This window comes from Actinomadura sp., from assembly GCF_044508335.1.
Lineage (GTDB): Bacteria > Actinomycetota > Actinomycetes > Streptosporangiales > Streptosporangiaceae > Spirillospora.
Genome location: NZ_JBIQHY010000004.1, coordinates 57,478 through 74,488 on the forward strand (window position 1 = coordinate 57,478; position 17,011 = coordinate 74,488).

Below are 17,011 nucleotides of genomic sequence, written 5' to 3' on the forward strand. Positions count from 1 at the left end.
GCGTACACGGGCGCCCGGCCGGGCGCGCCGCGCGGGCGTGTCACATGGGCGCCTGGCTGGGCGCGTTCACCAGGCTCCGCGCCGCCATCAGGAAGTAGTCCCAGAGCTGCTTCTCCAGCGGCTCGGGCAGGCCGAGCTCGTCCACCGCGACCCGCATGTGCTTCAGCCACCGGTCGCGCTGGGCCTCGTCGATGACGAACGGCACGTGCCGCATCCGCAGCCGCGGATGCCCGCGCCGCCGGCTGTAGGTGTTCGGGCCGCCCCAGTACTGCATCAGGAACAGGCGCAGCCGCTCCTCCGCGGGGCCGAGGTCCTCCTCCGGGTACATGGGCCGCAGGTCGGGATCTTCCGCGACGCCCTGGTAGAAGCGGTGCACCAGCCGGCGGAAGGTCGGCTCACCGCCGACCGCCTCGTAGAAAGTCACCTGTTCAGCCATAGCGCTCCCCACCATATGTGAGATGCGTCCCGGTCCTCACCTTGATCGCTTACGACGCCGGCTTGGCCACCGCGATGCCCGCCTCGTCGAACGACCGCTTCACGCGCTCGCGCAGCGCGCGGGCGATCTCGCCCTGCTTGCCGGGCGCGGTCTTGAGCACCACCCTGATCACGATGGCGTCGCCGGCGAGGGCCTGCACGCCCCACACCGACGGCTCCTCCAGGATGAGGTCCTTCCACGCGGGGTCGCCGGCCATCCCGTCGGCGGTGGTCTGGAGGATCTCCTTGACCTTCTCGGTGTCCTCGTGGATGTCGACGGGGATGTCGAGGACGGCCCGCCCCCAGTTCTGCGACTCGTTGCCGACCTGCTTGATCTCGCCGTTGGGGACGTACCAGACGACGCCGTCGACGTCCCGCATCCGGGTGACCCGCAGCGTGACGGCCTCGACCGTCCCCTTGGCGCTGCCCACGTCGATGTAGTCGCCGACGCCGTACTGGTCCTCCAGCAGCATGAACAGCCCGGCGAGCAGGTCCTTGACGATGTTCTGCGCGCCGAACCCGACCGCGACGCCGATCACGCTGGCGCTGGCCAGGATGGGCGCCAGGTTGAGGCCGAGCGAGCCGAGGATGCTGAACAGCGCCGTCCCCATGATCAGGACGGACGCGATCGAGCGCAGCACCGAGCCGAGCGTCTGCGCGCGCTGGGCGCGCCGCTTGTTCAGCAGGGCGGGGCTGCCGTCGAAGACCGTCCGGGCGCGCTCGCGGGCCCGCTCCGACATCGTCCCCTCGGCCATCCGCAGCGTGATCTTGGTGATCATGCGGTGCGCGATGTTCTTCACGATCAGCGCGACGACGAACGTGACGATGATCCACAGAAGCGTGGTGAGCGGCTTGTCGAGCCACGTGGCGAAGAACTTCGTGAAGCCCTTGTTGTGTGAGACGTTCCACACGAGCCGGCACGCGGTGGTCGGCGTGGGGTCCCCGCAGGCGGTCTCCGGGGTGCCCTTGTCGGCCCAGGGCAGCGCCCCTCCGGCGAGCGCCGGGACGTGCGAGGCGAGCGATACGGCGAGCGGCGATCCGGCTAAGGACGACGCGGCGAGTGACATTGTGCAGACCCTCCCCGGCCATTCTGGTGCATGGCCGCCACGACCGTGGACTCGCGGCACCGAAACGAAGCCGATCGCAGGGGACGGTTCCGACCGCTTCGCGCGGTGCCGGCCGCGGCGGCGCGGACCGGCCGGGGAGGGGCTGTCGGGCGAGCGTGTCCCGCGGGCCGGCGGCTGCCGCGCCGTTCCGGCCGCGGACCGCGGGACACGCCCGGTCTCAGGGGAGCGGCTGGAGCACGCGCGCCAGTTTCATGGCGGCGCCGCCCACGTCGTCCACGCGGTGCATGCGCTCGCCCCACGACCACCAGAAGTAGTGGTCCTTCGTCTCGGGGGCCGGTGCGCAGGTGACGTCCTCCGCGAGGCTCGCGGCCTCCGGGTTCACGACCCGCAGGAAGGCCGGCCCGGAACGGGTGCGGACGACGCGGGCGACGAGGCCCTGCGTGTCGAGTGCGTGCTCCAGCTCTTCGAGGTAGCCGACGCGTCTGTCGCTGACCACCTTCACACCCCCTCCATGGGCGAGCACCGTGCGCGGACCGGACCGGGCGGAAAGATCGACTCTCCGGATCCGTCCGGTCACTCCCGGCGAGAATTGCAACTCTCACACTGGCGGGTCAAGAGAGCGGCCGTCCGGTGAAGTACCGGATTACCCCACCTCAGGGGAAGCGTCCTCTCCCGTGGAGGAAGAATCTCTACCCGCGGGGGGCGGGGTGCCTCCCGGCCCTCACCTCTTCACCGAAACCGCTTGGCGGCCCCCGTGACGGGGGTTACGCTGCGTGCGCGAGAGATTATCTGTCGTGGCCATCTAGTGACCGGTCGCCGTGGCAGGGACGACCCCCTCCCCCTGGGGGCGGCGTCCCGGCACGACGGTGAGGAGGCCGGAGTCGATGTCGGATCCCCCCCGTAAAGAGACGGAAGTGGCCCGTCGGATCCGCGCGCACGCTCTGGCCCGCGGCCGCACCCCGGTACAGATCGCGCAGGAGATCCACGAGCAGTGCGCGCCGCTGTTCGGCACCAGCCGGATCAAGGCGCACCGCCTCGCCCACGGCGTCGCGCTGTCCGACATCGTCGCGCAGGTCAGGGCGCTCTACGAGGTGGACGGCAAGCCGCCGCCCCGGCTGGGGGAGACGCTGCTGTCCGCCTACGAGAGCGGGTACAAAAGACCCGGTCCCGAGTACCTGCACTACCTGTGCGCCGTCTACCGGGTCGAGCCGGACGCGCTCGACTACCGGAGCCCCTGCATCTGCGGCCGCGGCCACGCCGGCCGCACGGCCGCCCCGAGCGTCCCCCGGCCGCGCGCCCCGGAAGGGCGTGCGGCGCCCGACCCCGACGCGCTCGTCGGGGCGATCGTCCCCAGGGCCGACGACCGGCCCTGGGTAACCGTGACCGATTTACGGGGCCCCGACCGCGCCGAAGGCCCCCAGACCATTGATGTGGGAGAGGAGGACATCGTGCTTCGCAGAACCCTTCTGCAACTCCTGGCCGGAGCGGGCGTGGCGCTCGACGGCCAGTTCCTCGGGGCCGTCGACAACCTGCGCCGCAAGATGGACGACACCCTCGTCGGCGCGACCGTCTCGCCGACCATGCTCGACCAGTGGGAGGAGACGACCTACGGCTACGGCCGGCAGTATCAGGCGACCCCTTCGCTGCGTATGCTCTGCGACGTCCTGCTGGACTTCAGCGAGGTGCGGCGCATGTGCGACAAGCGGCAGCCGGTCGAACTCCAGGAGCGGCTGTGCCGGATCGCCGCGCAGCTGTCCGGGCTGTCCGGCCTGATCATGATCAATCTGGGCGACCACCGGCTGGCCCGCTCGTTCTTCCGCACCGCGCGCACCGCCGCCGACGAGACCGGCGACCGGCAGCTGCGCGCCTGGGTGACCGTCCGCGAGTCCCTCGTGCCGATGTACTACGGCGACCCGCGCGAGGCCCTGCACCTGGCCCGCAAGGCCCAGGACCTCGCCGGCCGGACGCCCGGCGTCGCCGCCGCCATGGCCCCCGCCGTGGAGGCCCGCGCGCTCGGCATGCTCGCCATGCGCGGACGCGGCGACGCCGCCCCCAGCGCGCGCCGCGCCCTCGTGCGCGGACGCTCGGTTTTCGACCAGTTGTCCAAGACCGACACCTCCGACCTCGTGTTCGGGTTCACCGACCGGCAGATGGCCTTCTACGAGGGCGACACCTTCACCAACCTCGGCGACCACAAGCACGGCGACGAGGTGCTCAGCCACGCCCTCACCCTCTATGCGCCCACCGACCGCGTCGACCTGACCCTGGTGCGCCTCGACCGCGCGATGTGCAAACTCCACGCGGGCCATCCCGACGCCGCGCTGACGGCCGGGCGCGAGGCCATCCACGACCTGCCGCCCGACCACCGCTCCGACATCCTCGTCCACCGCGCCCGCCAGATCGGCGCGGCCGTCTCGGCCAAGTACGGCGAGATCACGGAGCTCAAGGACTTCTACGAGGCGCTCGCCGGCCCCTCGGTCAAGAGCCCGGCCGCCGTCCCCCCGTCCGAGCAGGTCTGACCCAGGATGAGCAGCACGTTCTCGCAAGGCCACCTCGACCGGCTCCAGGACGAGCCCCCCGTGTGGCGCTTCGGCGACCTGCGGATCCGCCGGTACCGCCCCGCCGACCACGGCGTCGTCCTGGCCCTGCACCGGGAGGGCCTGGCCCAGGTCGGCCTGCGCCCCGGCGACGGCGTCTACTACGACCACGACTTCTTCCGCATGGAGGACATCTATCTCCGCAACGACGGCGAGTTCCTCGTCGGCGAGCTCGGCGACGGCATCGTCGCGATGGGCGGCCTGCGCCGCGCCGACCTCATCCCCGGAGGCCACGCCCGCGCGTTCGGCGGCTACGCCCCCGGCGCGCCCGCCCTGGACGCCGTCGAGATGGTCCGCCTGCGCGTCCTGCCCGCCGTGCAGCGCCGCGGCTACGGCGCCGCCGTCGTGCGCGCCCTGGAGGAGCGCGCCGCCGAGTACGGCTACCGCGTCCTCCGCGCCGACACCACCGAGCTCCAGGCCCCCGCCCTGGCCCTCTACCGCAAGTTCGGCTGGACGGAGACCCGCCGCGAGACCATAGGCGGCATCGTCAACATCTACCTGGAGAAACCCCTCCGCTGACCCCCCGGAGCCCTCGGGGCCGCAACGAACGCGACCCCCTCCTGGAGGCTTCCCAACCCCAGGAGGGGGCCGATCATCCGCACGGGGTACCCCGTGCGTGTTCTTGGGGGAGCGTAGCGCGAGCAGCCGGTCGCGTCCTAGAGGCCGGGTTCAGGAAAGATTCAGGGACGCCGCCCCCCGACCATCTGCATCAGCGGGTAGCGGCGCCGGCGGACATCGGTGAAACCGCGGGAGGCGAGGGCTCGGGTGACCTCGCGGTCACCGAAGACGGTGAAGCCGGTGGTGCGGCGGAGCAGCTCGCCGGCGATCCGGGCGGCCGGCAGCGGCGTCGGGCGGCGGGACGTGAGGATGACGAGCCGCCCGCCCGGCTTCAGGACGCGGGTCATGCCGTCCACCGCGGCCCACGGATCGTCGAACAGGTAGAGGGCGCCGAAGCAGCAGACGGCGTCGAACACGCCGTCGCGGAACGGCAGGTCCACGGCGTCGCCGCGCACGTAGGCGACGTTGGCCCGGGGGTCGCCTACGGCCTGGGCGAGCATCGTCTCGGACGCGTCGAGGCCGACGACGAGGCCGTCGAGGGCGACGCCCTCGGCGAGGGCGCGGGTGACGTTGCCGGGGCCGCACGCCACGTCCAGGACCGTCGCGGGCCGGCGGTCGGTGAGGCCGAGCCATTCGCGGGCGAGCGCGTGCTCCGCGGCGGTGTCCGGGCCGAAGGGCCAGCCCTTGGCCAGGTTGAACCCGACGGGCCGCCAGACCTTCTCGTAGATCCGCGGCAGGAACGCCGACTCCATGACGGACTGCGCGAGGGACGGCTTCGCCGGAGGCCCGAACAGGTCGAGGTAGCCGGCGGACGTGTCGGGCGCCTCGGGCGGCTCGCGGAGCAGCCCGAGGACCCGCGCCATGGTGGTCTGCAGCGTCTCGCTCACCCGGCTATTAGATCACCGGCCAATTCGTCCGGGCTGTCGGGGAAGGCCAGACCGGTGTGCGCGGCCAGGAACGAGAGGGTGTCGGTCATCAGGTCGACCGAGCGGCTCACCGAGCGGGCGGCGTGGCCGACGTCCGCCTCGTCGCGCAGCAGTACCGGCGCGTCGGACGCGGTCGCGTGCTGGAGCGCCGCGCACATCTTGCGGGCGTGCAGCGGGTCCACGCGGGTGTCGCTGCCGAACGTCGTGAACAGGACGGCCGGGTACGCGGTGCCGGCGTGGACGTGGTGGTACGGGGAGTACCCGATCAGCCAGCCGAACTCCTCGGGGTCGTCCGCCGTCCCGTACTCGTCGTTCCAGGTCTGCCCCAGGCCGAACCGCTCGTAGCGCGCCATGTCGAGGAGCGGCGCCGAGCACACCGCCGCGCGGTACAGGTCGGGACGCTGGGTGAGGGCCGCGCCGACGAGCAGCCCGCCGTTGGAGCCGCCGGAGATGGCGAGCTGCGCGGGCGTGGTCAGGCCGTCCGCGATCAGCTTCTCGGCGGCGGCGTGGAAGTCGTCGAACACGTTCTGCTTGCGCTCGCGCATCCCCGCGCGGTGCCATTCCTCGCCCTCCTCGGACCCGCCGCGCAGGTTCGCGACCGCGTAGACGCCGCCCGCCTCCACCCAGGCCAGCACGCTGGCCGAGTAGGACGGCGTCAGCGAGATGTTGAAGCCGCCGTAGCCGTACAGGATCGCCGGGCGCGGGCCGGAGATGCCGGGGCGGGACGCGACCAGCATCCGCACCTCGGTGCCGTCCCGGGAGGTGAAGGCGACCTGGCGCGTCTCGATCTCGGGGACGGCGACCGTGCCCGGCGCGGACGCCCACAGCGTCGTCTCGCCGGTGCGCGCGTCGTACCGCATCACCGACGACGGCGTGACGTTGTCGGTGTAGCCGAACCACGCCTCGTGCCCGCCCTCCGGGCGCTCGACGATGCCGCCGATCGAGCCGAGGCCGGGCGTGGGCACGGCGCCGATCCGCTCGCCCGTCTCCAGGTCGTGGACGGTGATCTCGCTGACCGCGTGCCGCGTCCACCCGGCCAGCAGGACGGGGCGGTCCAGGTCCTCCAGGATCGCGAAGTCGGTGAGGACGGCCTCGGGGTCCTCCGGGATGAGGTCGCGCCACCGCTCGTAGGACGGGTCGGCCGGGTCGGCCACGCAGAGGCGGGAGCGGGGTGCGTCCCGGTCGGTGAAGATGTAGGCGCGGCCGTCGCGCCCGACGTGCAGGCCGGTGCCGGCGTCGACGCCCTCCTGCACCGCCCGCAGGGCGGGGGCCTCCGGGGACGACGCGGACAGGTCCGCGATCCACAGGTCGTTGCGCGGCGCCGTGCCCTGCGACGCCGAGACCGTCAGCCAGCGCCCGTCCCGGCTGACCCCGACCCCGTAGTAGTTGGTCTTGTCCATCCCCTCGCCGAAGATCAGCACGTCGTCGGTGTCGGGTTCGGTGCCGACCCGGTGCAGGTAGACGCGCCGGTGGTACTGCTCCTCGCCTTCGGGGACGTCCCGCGCGGGCAGCCGCCGCGCGTAGTAGTACGCCTCGCCGCCGGGCAGCCACGCGACCGGCGAGTACCGCGCACGGTCGATCGGCCCCTCGACCCGCTCGCCGGTCGCGACGTCCATCACGTACAGCAGGGACTCCTCGTCCCCGCCGGTGGAGATCTTGTACGCGAGCCGGCGCCCCTCCTTGTCGGGCTGCCATCCGTCGAGCGTCGTCGTCCCGTCCGGGTCGAGCGCCATGGGGTCGATGAGGACGCGCTCGGCGCCGTCCGGGTCCACCGTGTAGAGGACGGGATGCTCCTGGCCGGCGGCGCGCCGGGTGAAGAACCGCCGTCCGCCCCGCCAGACGGGGGAGCCGACGCTGCCCGCGCCGAGCAGCTCGCCGAGCCGCTCGCGCAGCCGGTCCCGGCCCGGAAGGGCGTCCACGACCTTGTGGAAGAGCCGGTCCTGTGCGGCGAGCCACTCCCTGGTCTCGTCGCTCTCGGCGTCCTCCAGCCAGCGGTACGGGTCCGCGACCCGGTGACCGTGGATGTCCTCGACGATGTCCTGGCGATGCGCGGGCGGATACGGCGTCATGAACGCACTGTATTGGCTGTTCCGGGCTGTCCGCCCCGGACGCTGCGAACCGCCCCGAACGCGGCCCCGCGTTCGATCCGACCTCCGAAGGGGGATTATTGGGGTAGCGAACGGACTCCATCAGACGCCACACTGATGAAGGTCGGTTCGCCCCTGGGGAGGTCCTCATGGCGAGTGCGCAGGAACCGGAGACAATAACCGGGCCTCGGTCCGAGGCGCGGACGACCGCGCCCGCCGAGGCGAACCACATCCCGGTGGAGGCCGTCTGATGCGGCAGGTCCTCCTCCTGAACGCGACGTACGAACCCCTCACCACGCTGCCGCTGCGGCGGGCGGTCTGCCTCGTGCTCCGGGAGAAGGCCGAGATCGTCCACCATGACGCCTCGGGCGCGGTGCTGCATTCCGCCACGATGACGGTCGAGGTGCCGTCGGTGATCCGGCTGCGCCGCTACGTCCGCATCCCGTTCCGTACCCGCGTCCCGCTGACCCGCGCCGCGCTGATGCGCCGCGACAACTTCCGCTGCGTCTACTGCGGCCGCCGCGCCGAGACCATCGACCACGTCCATCCGCGCAGCCGCGGCGGCAAGCACGTGTGGGAGAACTGCGTCGCCTCCTGCATGTCCTGCAACCACCGCAAGGCCGACCGGCTCCTGTCCGAGCTGGGCTGGACGCTGAGCATCACGCCCGCCGTGCCGCGCGGCGCCCACTGGCGCCTCATCGGCCTCGTCCACGACGGCGACCCGCAGTGGGCGCCGTACGTGACCGAACCCGCCGCGTGACCCGGGGGCTTATCCTTGGGGCGTGCCTCGTTATGACTACCGCTGCCGCGCGTGCGGGTCGACCTTCGAGGTCTCCCGTCCGATGATCAACGCGTCCGACCCGGCGCCGTGCCCCGAGGGGCACGACGACACGGTGAAGCTGCTGTCCACGGTCGCCGTGACCGGCACGTCGCGGGGGGCCGCGCCCCCGCCGAAGCCGGCCGGCGGCGGCTGCTGCGGCGGAGGCTGCTGCTCCTAGCCGTTCTGGGCGGCGCGCATCGCCTTCGCGGTGGCGGCCGCGTCGTAGCCCGGCGGAACGCCCTGCAGCAGGACGGCGGTGCCGTCGATGTTGTCGGTGCGCATCGGCAGGATCGCCTGGTAGGCGTCCGACTCGTACCAGGCGCGGGCCTTGTCCATGTCGGGGAACTCGATGAGGACGTAGGCGCCTTCCAGCGGGCCCTCGATCACGTCCGGGGCGGTCCCGTGGACGAGGAACCGGCCGCCGAACGGGTCCATGGTGTCCTGGATGCGCTCCATGTAGGTGAAGACGTCCTCGTGCAGCGGCGGCTGGGGACGCAGGTGGGCCAGTGCGTAGGCGGTCATCGCGATCTCCTTCGGTGGTGGTCGCCGGGCGGTCCGCCCTGACGACCACCACTCTTCCCGCTGCGGGGAACGGAGGCGATTACCCGCCGGGTAATGCTCAGCGCTCGAGCTGGGAGACGTCGCGGGCGGCGCCGGTGGAGGCGGACGTGGCCATCGCGGCGTAGGCGCGGAGCGCGGCGCTCACCGGGCGGTGCCGGTCGCGGGGGCGGTAGCCGCCGAGGTCGGCGAGCAGCTTCTCGCGCCGGATCTCCAGCTCGTCGGCCGGGACGTCCAGTTCGAGGACGCGGTTCGGGATGTCGATCACCACGCGGTCGCCGTCCTCGACGAGGGCGATGATCCCGCCGCCGGCGGCCTCCGGGGAGGCGTGCCCGATGGACAGGCCCGAGGTGCCGCCGGAGAACCGGCCGTCGGTGATCAGCGCGCACGCCTTGCCGAGCCCGCGGCCCTTGAGGAAGCTCGTCGGGTACAGCATCTCCTGCATGCCGGGGCCGCCCTTCGGGCCCTCGTAGCGGATCACGACGACGTCGCCGGCCTTGACCCTGCCGCTGAGGATGCCCTCGACGGCGTCGTCCTGCGACTCGAAGACGACGGCGGGGCCGGTGAAGGTCCACAGCTCCTCGTCGACGCCGGCGGTCTTCACGATCGCGCCGTCGGGGGCGATGTTGCCGCGCAGGACGGCGAGGCCGCCGTCGGCGGTGTAGGCGTGCTCGACGGAGCGGATGCAGCCGTTCTCGCGGTCGAGGTCGAGCGACTCCCACCGGGCGCTCTGCGAGAACGCCGAGGTGGTGCGGACGCCGCCGGGCGCCGCGTGGTACAGCTCGACGGCCTCGGGGATGACGTCGGGGGAGCGGACGTCCCACTTGGCGACGAACTCGTCCAGCGACGCGGAGTGGATCGAGTGCGCGGTGCGGTTCAGCAGCCCGGCCCGGTTCAGCTCGCCGAGCAGGGCGGGGATGCCGCCGGCGCGGTGGCAGTCCTCGACGTGGTACCGGCCGGTCGCCGGGGCCAGCTTGCAGATGCACGGGACGCGGCGGGAGACGGCGTCGATGTCGGCGAGGCCGAAGTCGACGCGCGCCTCGGTCGCGGCGGCGAGCAGGTGCAGGATCGTGTTGGTGGAGCCGCCCATGGCGACGTCCAGCACCATGGCGTTCTCGAACGCGTCGCGGGTGGCGATGCTCAGCGGCAGAACCGACTCGTCGTCGCCCTCGTAGTAGCGCTTGGCGATCTCGACGACGGTGCGGCCGGCGTCCTCGTAGAGGCCGCGGCGGGCGGTGTGCGTGGCGAGGACGGTGCCGTTGCCGGGCAGCGCCAGCCCGATCGCCTCGGTGAGGCAGTTCATCGAGTTGGCGGTGAACATGCCGGAGCAGGACCCGCAGGTCGGGCAGGCGCTCTCCTCCATCTGGAGGAGCTTGTCCTCGGCGATCGAGCCGTCCGCGGAGGCGATGATCGGGTCGATGAGGTCGAGCTTGTTGCCGCCCATGACGCCCTCGACCGGCTTGCCGGCCTCCATCGGGCCGCCGGAGACGAACACGGTCGGGATGTTGAGCCGCAGCGCGGCCAGCAGCATGCCCGGGGTGATCTTGTCGCAGTTGGAGACGCAGACGAGCGCGTCGGCGCAGTGCGCGTTGACCATGTACTCGATCGCGTCGGCGATGATCTCGCGGGACGGCAGCGAGTACAGCATGCCGTCGTGGCCCATCGCGATGCCGTCGTCCACGGCGATGGTGTTGAACTCGCGGGGCACGCCGCCGGCCTCGCGGACCGCGCCCGCGACGACCTTGCCGACCTCGTCCAGGTGGACGTGGCCGGGCACGAACTGGGTGAAGCTGTTGGCCACCGCGACGATCGGCTTGCCGAAGTCCTCGCGTTGCACGCCGCTGGCGCGCATGAGGGCGCGGGCGCCCGCCATGTTCCTGCCGTGCGTGACCGTGCGTGACCTGAGCGGTGGCATGGGGACCTCTCTAACGTGTGACGTGCCGAGCCGGATTCTGGGAGCGTGCCCGCAGCGGCGGATCGCGGCGCTGCCGCCGGCTCAGCGGAGGTCGCGCGCGGGCCGGCCTGTGACTCCACCGATGCTACCAACCGGCGCGGCGGCATGAGAAAAGCCGGGACGCAGCCGTCCCGGCAGGTGGTGAACCCGGCAAGGCGGCATCCCGGCGGGGCTCGTCGTCGAGCCGTGGTGCGGGCGGCCCGGGGAAGGAGGCCGCCCCTCGCGGTGGCCGGGCCCTCTCCGTGCCCGGTGGCCGGTCGTGCGCCGGGCCGGGCGGAAGGCCGAGGGGAGGGCCGGTCAGTCGGGGTACTTCGGCGGCAGGGCCTTCTCGGCCGCCGAGAAGATGCGCTGCACGTCGCCGTCGGTGAGGATCTTCGGGCGGCGCCGCAGGTAGGCGCGGGCCCGGTTGCCCGCGTAGACGTCGACGTCCCGCACCCGCATGACCTTCCACGGGATGGACGGGCCGTAGATCGCCACGGAGGGCTGCACCGGCACCTCGAAGCCGACCCGCTCGGCGAGGATGCTGCTCGCCATCTGGGCCTCCCACCGGGCCTCGTCAAGCCGGTCCTTCTTGTTGAAGGGCCCGTGGAAGAGCTTCATGTGGGACATGGTGCGCACGGGGAGACGCTTGTCCCACTTCTCGGAGTCGATGGCGTAGACGCCGCTCGGCCCGATCACCAGGTGGTCGATGCGGCCGTCGCTGACGCCGTCGTCGTCGCGCGGCACGGCCCGGGCGTGCAGGACGAGGTATCCGCTGCGCTCCAGGGCCTTCAGCTGCCGCTCGGTGCGCCGTTCGGCGGCCGACGACTTCTGCCAGGCCGGGACGGAGGAGCTCTTGCGGGCGCACCGGACGGCGTCGCCGACGACCACGAGGATCGCGACGGCGAGCCCGGCCTGCCAGCCGAGCAGGATCAGGACGGCGACCCCGGCGACGGCGGCCGCGCCCGCCCGGAACGCCCAGCGGCGGACGCGGGGGTCGTCCAGCATCGCCGCGGCGGTGCGTTCGGCGGGGTGCTCGCCCGCGTGCTCGTCGGGGCGCTCCTTCACCGGACCCGGGCCATGGTGCTCACGCGTCTCCTCCGGCCGCGCCGGCCGCGGCCTCGTCTCATCCGATTCGGCCCGGGGGTGGCCCCGGGCGCCCTGCGTGTTGCCCCGCTCCATGATCGCCATAAGTGACGCTCCGTATTCCTTTCCCATCGGGGGCATGATCCTCCGTGCGCAGAGTAATCATCCGGCCGGTCGGCGACTAGTGATGCGGGGTTAATAATTTTGTCGCCCCCAGGTCAGTGAGTAACTTACGCGACGGACGGGTAGGACGATATTCTTCTCCCTTCGGCGCCGTAGAGTCCCTGCCCTCTTTGATGCCCGCGCACACGGCGTCTAGCGTTCCGTTTTGTGACACAAACCCATGACCTCAGCGCCACCCGGATGGCCGCGGCCGTCCGCTCCAGGGAAGTATCTCCGGTCGAGCTCGCCGACCACTATCTGGCCCGCATCGAACGGCTGAACGAGCAGGTCGGCGCCTATGTGACGGTGACCGCCGAACGGGCCCGCGAGGAGGCGCGGCGGGCCGAGAAGGCGGTGCTGGACGCCGCCGACCCGGCGGAGCTGCCGCCGCTGCACGGCGTCCCCGTCCCGATCAAGGACCTCAACATGGTCCAGGGCGTCCGGATGACGTTCGGCTCGGCCGCCTACGCCGAGATGACCGGGTTCGCGGACGACCATGTGGTGACAAAGCTGGCGCAAGCGGGGACTGTGCTGCTGGGCAAGACGACGACGCCGGAGTTCGGCCTGCCCTGCTACACGGAGGGTGACGTCGCGCCCCCGGCCCGCACGCCGTGGGATCTCACCCGGTCGGCGGGCGGCTCCAGCGGCGGCGCCGCGGCGGCGGTCGCGTCCGGGCTGGCGCCGATCGCGCAGGGCAGCGACGGCGGCGGCTCGATCCGCATCCCGAGCAGCGCGTGCGGGCTGTTCGGGATCAAGCCGACCCGGGGCCGGGTGTCCTCCGGCCCGATCATCCCCGACCTGTTCGGGCTGGCGACCAACGGCCCGATCGCGCGGACCGTCCGCGACGCGGCCCTCATGCTGGACGTGATGGCCGGCCACATGCCCGGCGACCTGTACCGCGCGCCGCAGGTGGACGGCTCGTTCCTGTCCTTCGCCGACCGCGCGCCGGGCCGGCTGCGGATCGCGCGCAGCCTGGAGCCGCCGGTGCCGGGCGCCGAGGTCCACCCCGACTGCGTCGCCGCCTACGAGGCCGCGTCCGCGCTGCTGGAGGAGCTGGGCCACGAGGTCGTGGACCTGCCGCAGGTGCTCGGCGCCGACCTCGTCGCGCACTTCGTCACGCTGTGGGGCGCGATGGCGACGATGACGCCCGTCGCGGACGAGGACCAGGACAAGCTCCAGCCGCTCACCCGCTGGCTGCGCGGGCTCGGCGAGGCCACGTCCGCGCCGCAGCTGCTCCAGGCGCACGCCGTGCTCCAGGGCGAGCTGCGCAAGGCGTTCCCGGTCATGGACGAGTTCGACGCCGTCCTGCACCCGACGCTCGCCATGCCGCCCGTCCCCGTCGGGTACTTCCACGACCAGGAGCCCGAGGAGAACTTCCGGCGGCAGGCGAACTTCACGCCGTTCACCGCCGTGTACAACATCTCGGGGCAGCCCGCGGTGAACGTCCCGCTGCACTGGAACGACGACGGCCTGCCGATCGGGATCATGCTGGCCGGGCGGCTCGGCGGCGAGGGCACGCTGATCTCGCTGTCCGCGCAGCTGGAGGAGGCCCGCCCGTGGATCGGCCGCAAGCCGGAGATCTGGACGGCGTGAGCCCGCCCGCACCGGGCATGGTGCAGGCGTGGGCGACGACGGACTGATCAGGCTGGCGGGCCGGCACGGGGTCGCGACCGGGTACACCGACTGGCGGGGCCGGGAGGTGGCGGTCGCGCCGGACACGCTCGTCGCCGTCCTGGCGGCGCTCGGCGTCGACGCGTCGACGCCGGCCGCCGTCGCGGCGGAGCTGGAACGCGGGCGGGATCGGGAGCGCGCGCTGCCGCCGTGCCTGGTCGTCCGGCGGGGGAGCGGCCCGGCCGGCGGCCGGGTCCGCGCGGCGCTGCGCCGCTGCCTCGACCCGGGCGGGGACGTGGAGATCGCGGTCGGCGCGGAGGAGGTCCTGGCGCCGCCCGGAGCCGCCGGCCGGCCGTTCGAGCCGCTGCCGGAAGGCGCCGACGCGCCGCCGGGCTGGCACCGCCTGCGCGTCCGGCGCGGCGGTCGCGCCGCCGAGCCGCCGCTGCTGGTCGCGCCCGCCGCGCTGCGCCGCCCGCCCCGCGCGCGGGGGCTGACCGCGCAGCTGTACTCGGTGCGCTCCGCCGCGTCCTGGGGCCTCGGAGACCTGCGCGACCTGGCGGATCTCGCGGCCTGGAGCGCCCGGGACCGCGGCGCCGGCTTCCTGCTGGTGAACCCGCTGCACGCGACCGAGCCGGTGCCGCCGGTCGGGCCGTCGCCCTACTCGCCGATGAGCCGCCGCTTCCCCTCGCCGCTCTACCTGCGCGTCGAGGACATGCCGGAGTACGCCGCGCTCCCCGCCGGGGACCGGGAGCGGTTCGCCGGCCTCGCGGCGAAGCTGCGCGCCGGGGAGGGGCTCCTCGACCGGGACGCGGTGTGGGCGGCCAAGCTGGAGGCGTTCGAGGCGATGCACCGGCTCCGCGCGGGCCGGAGCGACCCGGACTTCGAGGCGTTCCGCAGGCGCGAGGGCGCGGCGCTCGCCCGGTACGCCCTGTGGTGCGCGATCAGCGAGGAGCAGGGGACGACGGACTGGCGGCGCTGGCCGCCCGCGCTGCGCGACGCCCGCGACCCCGCCGGCGCGGCCGGCCGCCGCGACCGCGCGGAGTTCCACGAGTGGCTCCAGTGGCGGCTGGACGGCCAGCTCTCCGCGGCGCAGCGGGCCGCGCGCGACTCCGGCATGCCGGTCGGGATCGTCCACGACCTCGCGGTCGGGGTGCCGCACGGCAGCGCCGACACCTGGATGTACCGGAACCTGTACGCGCCGGGGATGAGCGTCGGGGCGCCCCCGGACGAGTTCAACCAGCGCGGCCAGGACTGGGGGCAGCAGCCGTGGCGGCCGGACGCGCTCGCCGCCGCCTGCTACCGGCCGTTCCGCGAGATGACGGCGGCCGTCCTGCGGCACGCCGGCGGAGTCCGGCTGGACCACGCCATGCAGGTGTCGCGCCTGTGGTGGGTGCCCGAGGGGGCGTCCCCTGCCGACGGGACGTACGTGCGCTACGACCGCGACGCGCTGCTCGGCTGCCTGACCTGGGAGGCCGAGCGCTTCGGCGCCGTGGTCGTCGGCGAGGACCTCGGCACGGTGGAGCCGGACCTGCGCGAGGCCCTGGCCGGACGGGGCGTGCTCGGCACGTCCCTGCTCTGGTTCGAGCGCGACGACGGGGGACGTCCCAAGCCCCCGGAGAAGTGGCGCGAGCTCTCCCTGGCCACGGTCGGCACCCACGACATGCCGCCGATCACGGGTTTCGTCCACGGCGACCACATCGCCCTGCGCGACCGCCTCGGCCTGCTGACCCGCCCCCGCGCCGAGGAGGAGGCCGACCACCGCCGCCAGCTCGCCGACTGGCTGGCCCTCCTCCACGGCGAGGGCCTGCTGCCCACCCCGCCCGGCGAGATCATGCGGGCGCTGGCGGACGGCGAGACCACCCACGACGACGAGATCGTGGCGGCCCTGCACGCCTTCCTGGGGCGCACGCCCGCCCTCCTGACCGGCATCTCCCTCGCCGACGCCGTGGGCGAACGCCGCACCCAGAACCAGCCGGGCACCACCGACGAGTACCCCAACTGGCGCATCCCGCTCGCCGACGCGCACGGAGCCCCCGTCCTCCTCGACGACCTGCCGGCGCTGGCCGACCGCTTCGCCGTCCTGCGGGAGCCCCCGCAGTGAGCGCGCGCAGGCGCGGTCAGGCGAGCGTCGACGTGATGCGCACCGTCACGTCGTGCAGGAGCGTGTCGGGACGCAGTTCGGCGTCGGCGATCGCCGAGAAGAGCGCGGGAAGCCCGGGCAGGGGGTAGGAGTCGTCGGCGCCGGCCAGGGCCTTGCGGCCCAGCGGGTGATGGGAGAGCGACTTGCGGGCGCGCGTCCAGGCCGTCTGGACCTCCTCCGGGGACGGGACGCCGAAGCCGTGGCCGACCGGCGCCGCGTGGCGCAGCTTGACCAGGGCGCTGCCGGTGAAGTCGGCGGCGAGCCTGCACCGGTCGGTGAGCGCGGCGCGCACCGGGTCGTCCAGCCGGGTCACGACCGTGCAGGGCGTGCGGCAGCGGGCCGCGCAGTCGCCCAGCGCGGACGCGACCTGGCTGTGCTGGCGGTCGAGGTAGGCGCGCCAGCCCGGCCCCGGCTCGCGGGCGACGCGCAGCGTCCGCTCGCACGCGGAGCGCTCGGGGCGGGTGTGGTCGCACATCCGCGCCGAGCCCGGCTCGACGGGCACGCCGAACCGGCTGCCCTCGCCGCTCACCGCCGCGCCGATGAGGGCCGGGTCGCCGGCGTGGCCGAGGACGGGCTCCCACGCCAGCATCGGCAGGTACTCGCTCGCGATGTGCACGGCGGCGACCAGCGCGGCCATGTCGCGCCGGTACCAGCGGATCGCGATGACCTCCAGCAGCAGCGCGTAGGCGGGCCGCAGGCTGGCGAGGGCGCCGCGCGGGCGCTCCCGGGCCGTCTGCGGCATCCGGCTGGCCCGCGCCCGGTCGAGCAGGTCGCGCGGCACCTCGCCGGCGGCCTCCGGCATCCCGAAGTCCTCGGCGTCCAGGTCGAGGACGCGCTGCCCGAACGCGCACAGCGCCGCGATCGCCGCCGAGCGGCCGTCCGCGGCGAGCGTCCCCTGCGTGATCAGCGCCTCCAGGTCGCCGAACGCGTACCGCCGCGCCAGCGCCGTCAGCACGTCCTGAGCCGTCTCCACCGTCCTCCAGCCCCCACCC

At 73.4% G+C, this 17,011-nt stretch carries 15 protein-coding genes; 6 read left to right on the forward strand and 9 right to left on the reverse strand.

The genetic code is table 11. The annotated features are described in order from the left end of the window. Window positions 1-40: 40 nt before the first annotated feature. The 3 genes from ACIWVC_RS02920 to ACIWVC_RS02930 all read right to left on the reverse strand — a co-directional run bounded on the left by ACIWVC_RS02920 (window position 41) and on the right by ACIWVC_RS02930 (window position 2,043). The gene (locus ACIWVC_RS02920; protein WP_396445091.1) at window positions 41-436 is read right to left on the reverse strand and encodes a globin; all 396 of its coding nucleotides are present in this window, start codon (window positions 434-436) and stop codon (window positions 41-43) included. 49 nt (window positions 437-485) lie between these two features. Next, complete coding sequence (locus ACIWVC_RS02925; RefSeq protein ID WP_396453766.1) at window positions 486-1,541, reverse strand: mechanosensitive ion channel family protein; 1,056 nt, start codon at window positions 1,539-1,541, stop codon at window positions 486-488. Window positions 1,542-1,758: 217 nt separating this feature from the next. Further along, entirely contained in the window at window positions 1,759-2,043 is a 285-nt protein-coding gene (locus ACIWVC_RS02930) for a hypothetical protein (RefSeq protein ID WP_396445089.1), read from the reverse strand. A gap of 412 nt (window positions 2,044-2,455) precedes the next feature. Here ACIWVC_RS02930 and ACIWVC_RS02935 point away from each other — a divergent pair, with 412 nt between their 5' ends. Continuing rightward, window positions 2,456-4,060 carry an XRE family transcriptional regulator gene (locus tag ACIWVC_RS02935; RefSeq protein WP_396453767.1) on the forward strand — a complete coding sequence of 535 codons (1,605 nt, stop codon included), beginning with the start codon at window positions 2,456-2,458 and terminating at the stop codon, window positions 4,058-4,060. 6 nt (window positions 4,061-4,066) lie between these two features. After that, on the forward strand, window positions 4,067-4,657 hold the full coding sequence (locus ACIWVC_RS02940) for a GNAT family N-acetyltransferase (RefSeq protein ID WP_396445087.1): 591 nt from the start codon (window positions 4,067-4,069) through the stop codon (window positions 4,655-4,657). A 161-nt stretch (window positions 4,658-4,818) separates the two neighbouring features. Here ACIWVC_RS02940 and ACIWVC_RS02945 read toward each other — a convergent pair whose 3' ends face one another. Together ACIWVC_RS02945 and ACIWVC_RS02950 are read right to left on the reverse strand one after the other, a co-directional pair. Then, window positions 4,819-5,583: a class I SAM-dependent methyltransferase gene (locus ACIWVC_RS02945; protein WP_396445086.1), complete on the reverse strand. Its 765-nt coding sequence runs from the start codon at window positions 5,581-5,583 to the stop codon at window positions 4,819-4,821. Beyond that, entirely contained in the window at window positions 5,580-7,691 is a 2,112-nt protein-coding gene (locus ACIWVC_RS02950) for a prolyl oligopeptidase family protein (RefSeq protein WP_396453768.1), read from the reverse strand. The genes ACIWVC_RS02945 and ACIWVC_RS02950 overlap by 4 nt, the downstream gene beginning before the upstream one ends. A 268-nt stretch (window positions 7,692-7,959) precedes the next feature. Between ACIWVC_RS02950 and ACIWVC_RS02955 the strand changes: the two genes are divergently transcribed. Both ACIWVC_RS02955 and ACIWVC_RS02960 read left to right on the forward strand, forming a co-directional pair. After that, window positions 7,960-8,469, forward strand: coding sequence for an HNH endonuclease (locus tag ACIWVC_RS02955; RefSeq protein ID WP_396445084.1), 510 nt, complete (start codon window positions 7,960-7,962; stop codon window positions 8,467-8,469). A gap of 22 nt (window positions 8,470-8,491) precedes the next feature. Further along, window positions 8,492-8,707, forward strand: coding sequence for a zinc ribbon domain-containing protein (locus ACIWVC_RS02960; protein WP_396453769.1), 216 nt, complete (start codon window positions 8,492-8,494; stop codon window positions 8,705-8,707). Here the strand turns inward: ACIWVC_RS02960 and ACIWVC_RS02965 are convergent. From ACIWVC_RS02965 to ACIWVC_RS02975, 3 genes are all read right to left on the reverse strand, one after another. Further along, on the reverse strand, window positions 8,704-9,051 hold the full coding sequence (locus ACIWVC_RS02965) for a DUF1330 domain-containing protein (RefSeq protein WP_396453770.1): 348 nt from the start codon (window positions 9,049-9,051) through the stop codon (window positions 8,704-8,706). The genes ACIWVC_RS02960 and ACIWVC_RS02965 overlap by 4 nt on opposite strands. 97 nt (window positions 9,052-9,148) lie before the next feature. Further along, window positions 9,149-11,002, reverse strand: coding sequence for a dihydroxy-acid dehydratase (gene ilvD / locus ACIWVC_RS02970; RefSeq protein WP_396445081.1), 1,854 nt, complete (start codon window positions 11,000-11,002; stop codon window positions 9,149-9,151). A 336-nt stretch (window positions 11,003-11,338) separates the two neighbouring features. Continuing rightward, complete coding sequence (locus ACIWVC_RS02975) at window positions 11,339-12,088, reverse strand: nuclease-related domain-containing protein (RefSeq protein ID WP_396445080.1); 750 nt, start codon at window positions 12,086-12,088, stop codon at window positions 11,339-11,341. Window positions 12,089-12,436: 348 nt separating this feature from the next. Here ACIWVC_RS02975 and ACIWVC_RS02980 point away from each other — a divergent pair, with 348 nt between their 5' ends. Continuing rightward, window positions 12,437-13,861: an amidase gene (locus ACIWVC_RS02980; RefSeq protein ID WP_396445079.1), complete on the forward strand. Its 1,425-nt coding sequence runs from the start codon at window positions 12,437-12,439 to the stop codon at window positions 13,859-13,861. A gap of 28 nt (window positions 13,862-13,889) precedes the next feature. Further along, entirely contained in the window at window positions 13,890-15,980 is a 2,091-nt protein-coding gene (gene malQ / locus ACIWVC_RS02985; protein WP_396445078.1) for a 4-alpha-glucanotransferase, read from the forward strand. 16 nt (window positions 15,981-15,996) lie between these two features. Here malQ and ACIWVC_RS02990 read toward each other — a convergent pair. Further along, the coding region (locus tag ACIWVC_RS02990) for a hypothetical protein (protein ID WP_396453772.1) at window positions 15,997-17,011 on the reverse strand (1,015 nt) is incomplete at its 5' end.

What these genes read in the sequence shown, in the direction of transcription:
- ACIWVC_RS02955 (WP_396445084.1), top strand. Translation starts at nt 7,960, where the DNA reads ATGCGGCAGGTCCTCCTCCTGAACGCGACGTACGAACCCCTCACCACG.
- ACIWVC_RS02920 (WP_396445091.1), bottom strand. Translation starts at nt 436, where the DNA reads ATGGCTGAACAGGTGACTTTCTACGAGGCGGTCGGCGGTGAGCCGACC.
- ACIWVC_RS02925 (WP_396453766.1), bottom strand. Translation starts at nt 1,541, where the DNA reads ATGTCACTCGCCGCGTCGTCCTTAGCCGGATCGCCGCTCGCCGTATCG.
- ACIWVC_RS02965 (WP_396453770.1), bottom strand. Translation starts at nt 9,051, where the DNA reads ATGACCGCCTACGCACTGGCCCACCTGCGTCCCCAGCCGCCGCTGCAC.
- ACIWVC_RS02940 (WP_396445087.1), top strand. Translation starts at nt 4,067, where the DNA reads ATGAGCAGCACGTTCTCGCAAGGCCACCTCGACCGGCTCCAGGACGAG.
- ACIWVC_RS02950 (WP_396453768.1), bottom strand. Translation starts at nt 7,691, where the DNA reads ATGACGCCGTATCCGCCCGCGCATCGCCAGGACATCGTCGAGGACATC.
- ilvD (WP_396445081.1), bottom strand. Translation starts at nt 11,002, where the DNA reads ATGCCACCGCTCAGGTCACGCACGGTCACGCACGGCAGGAACATGGCG.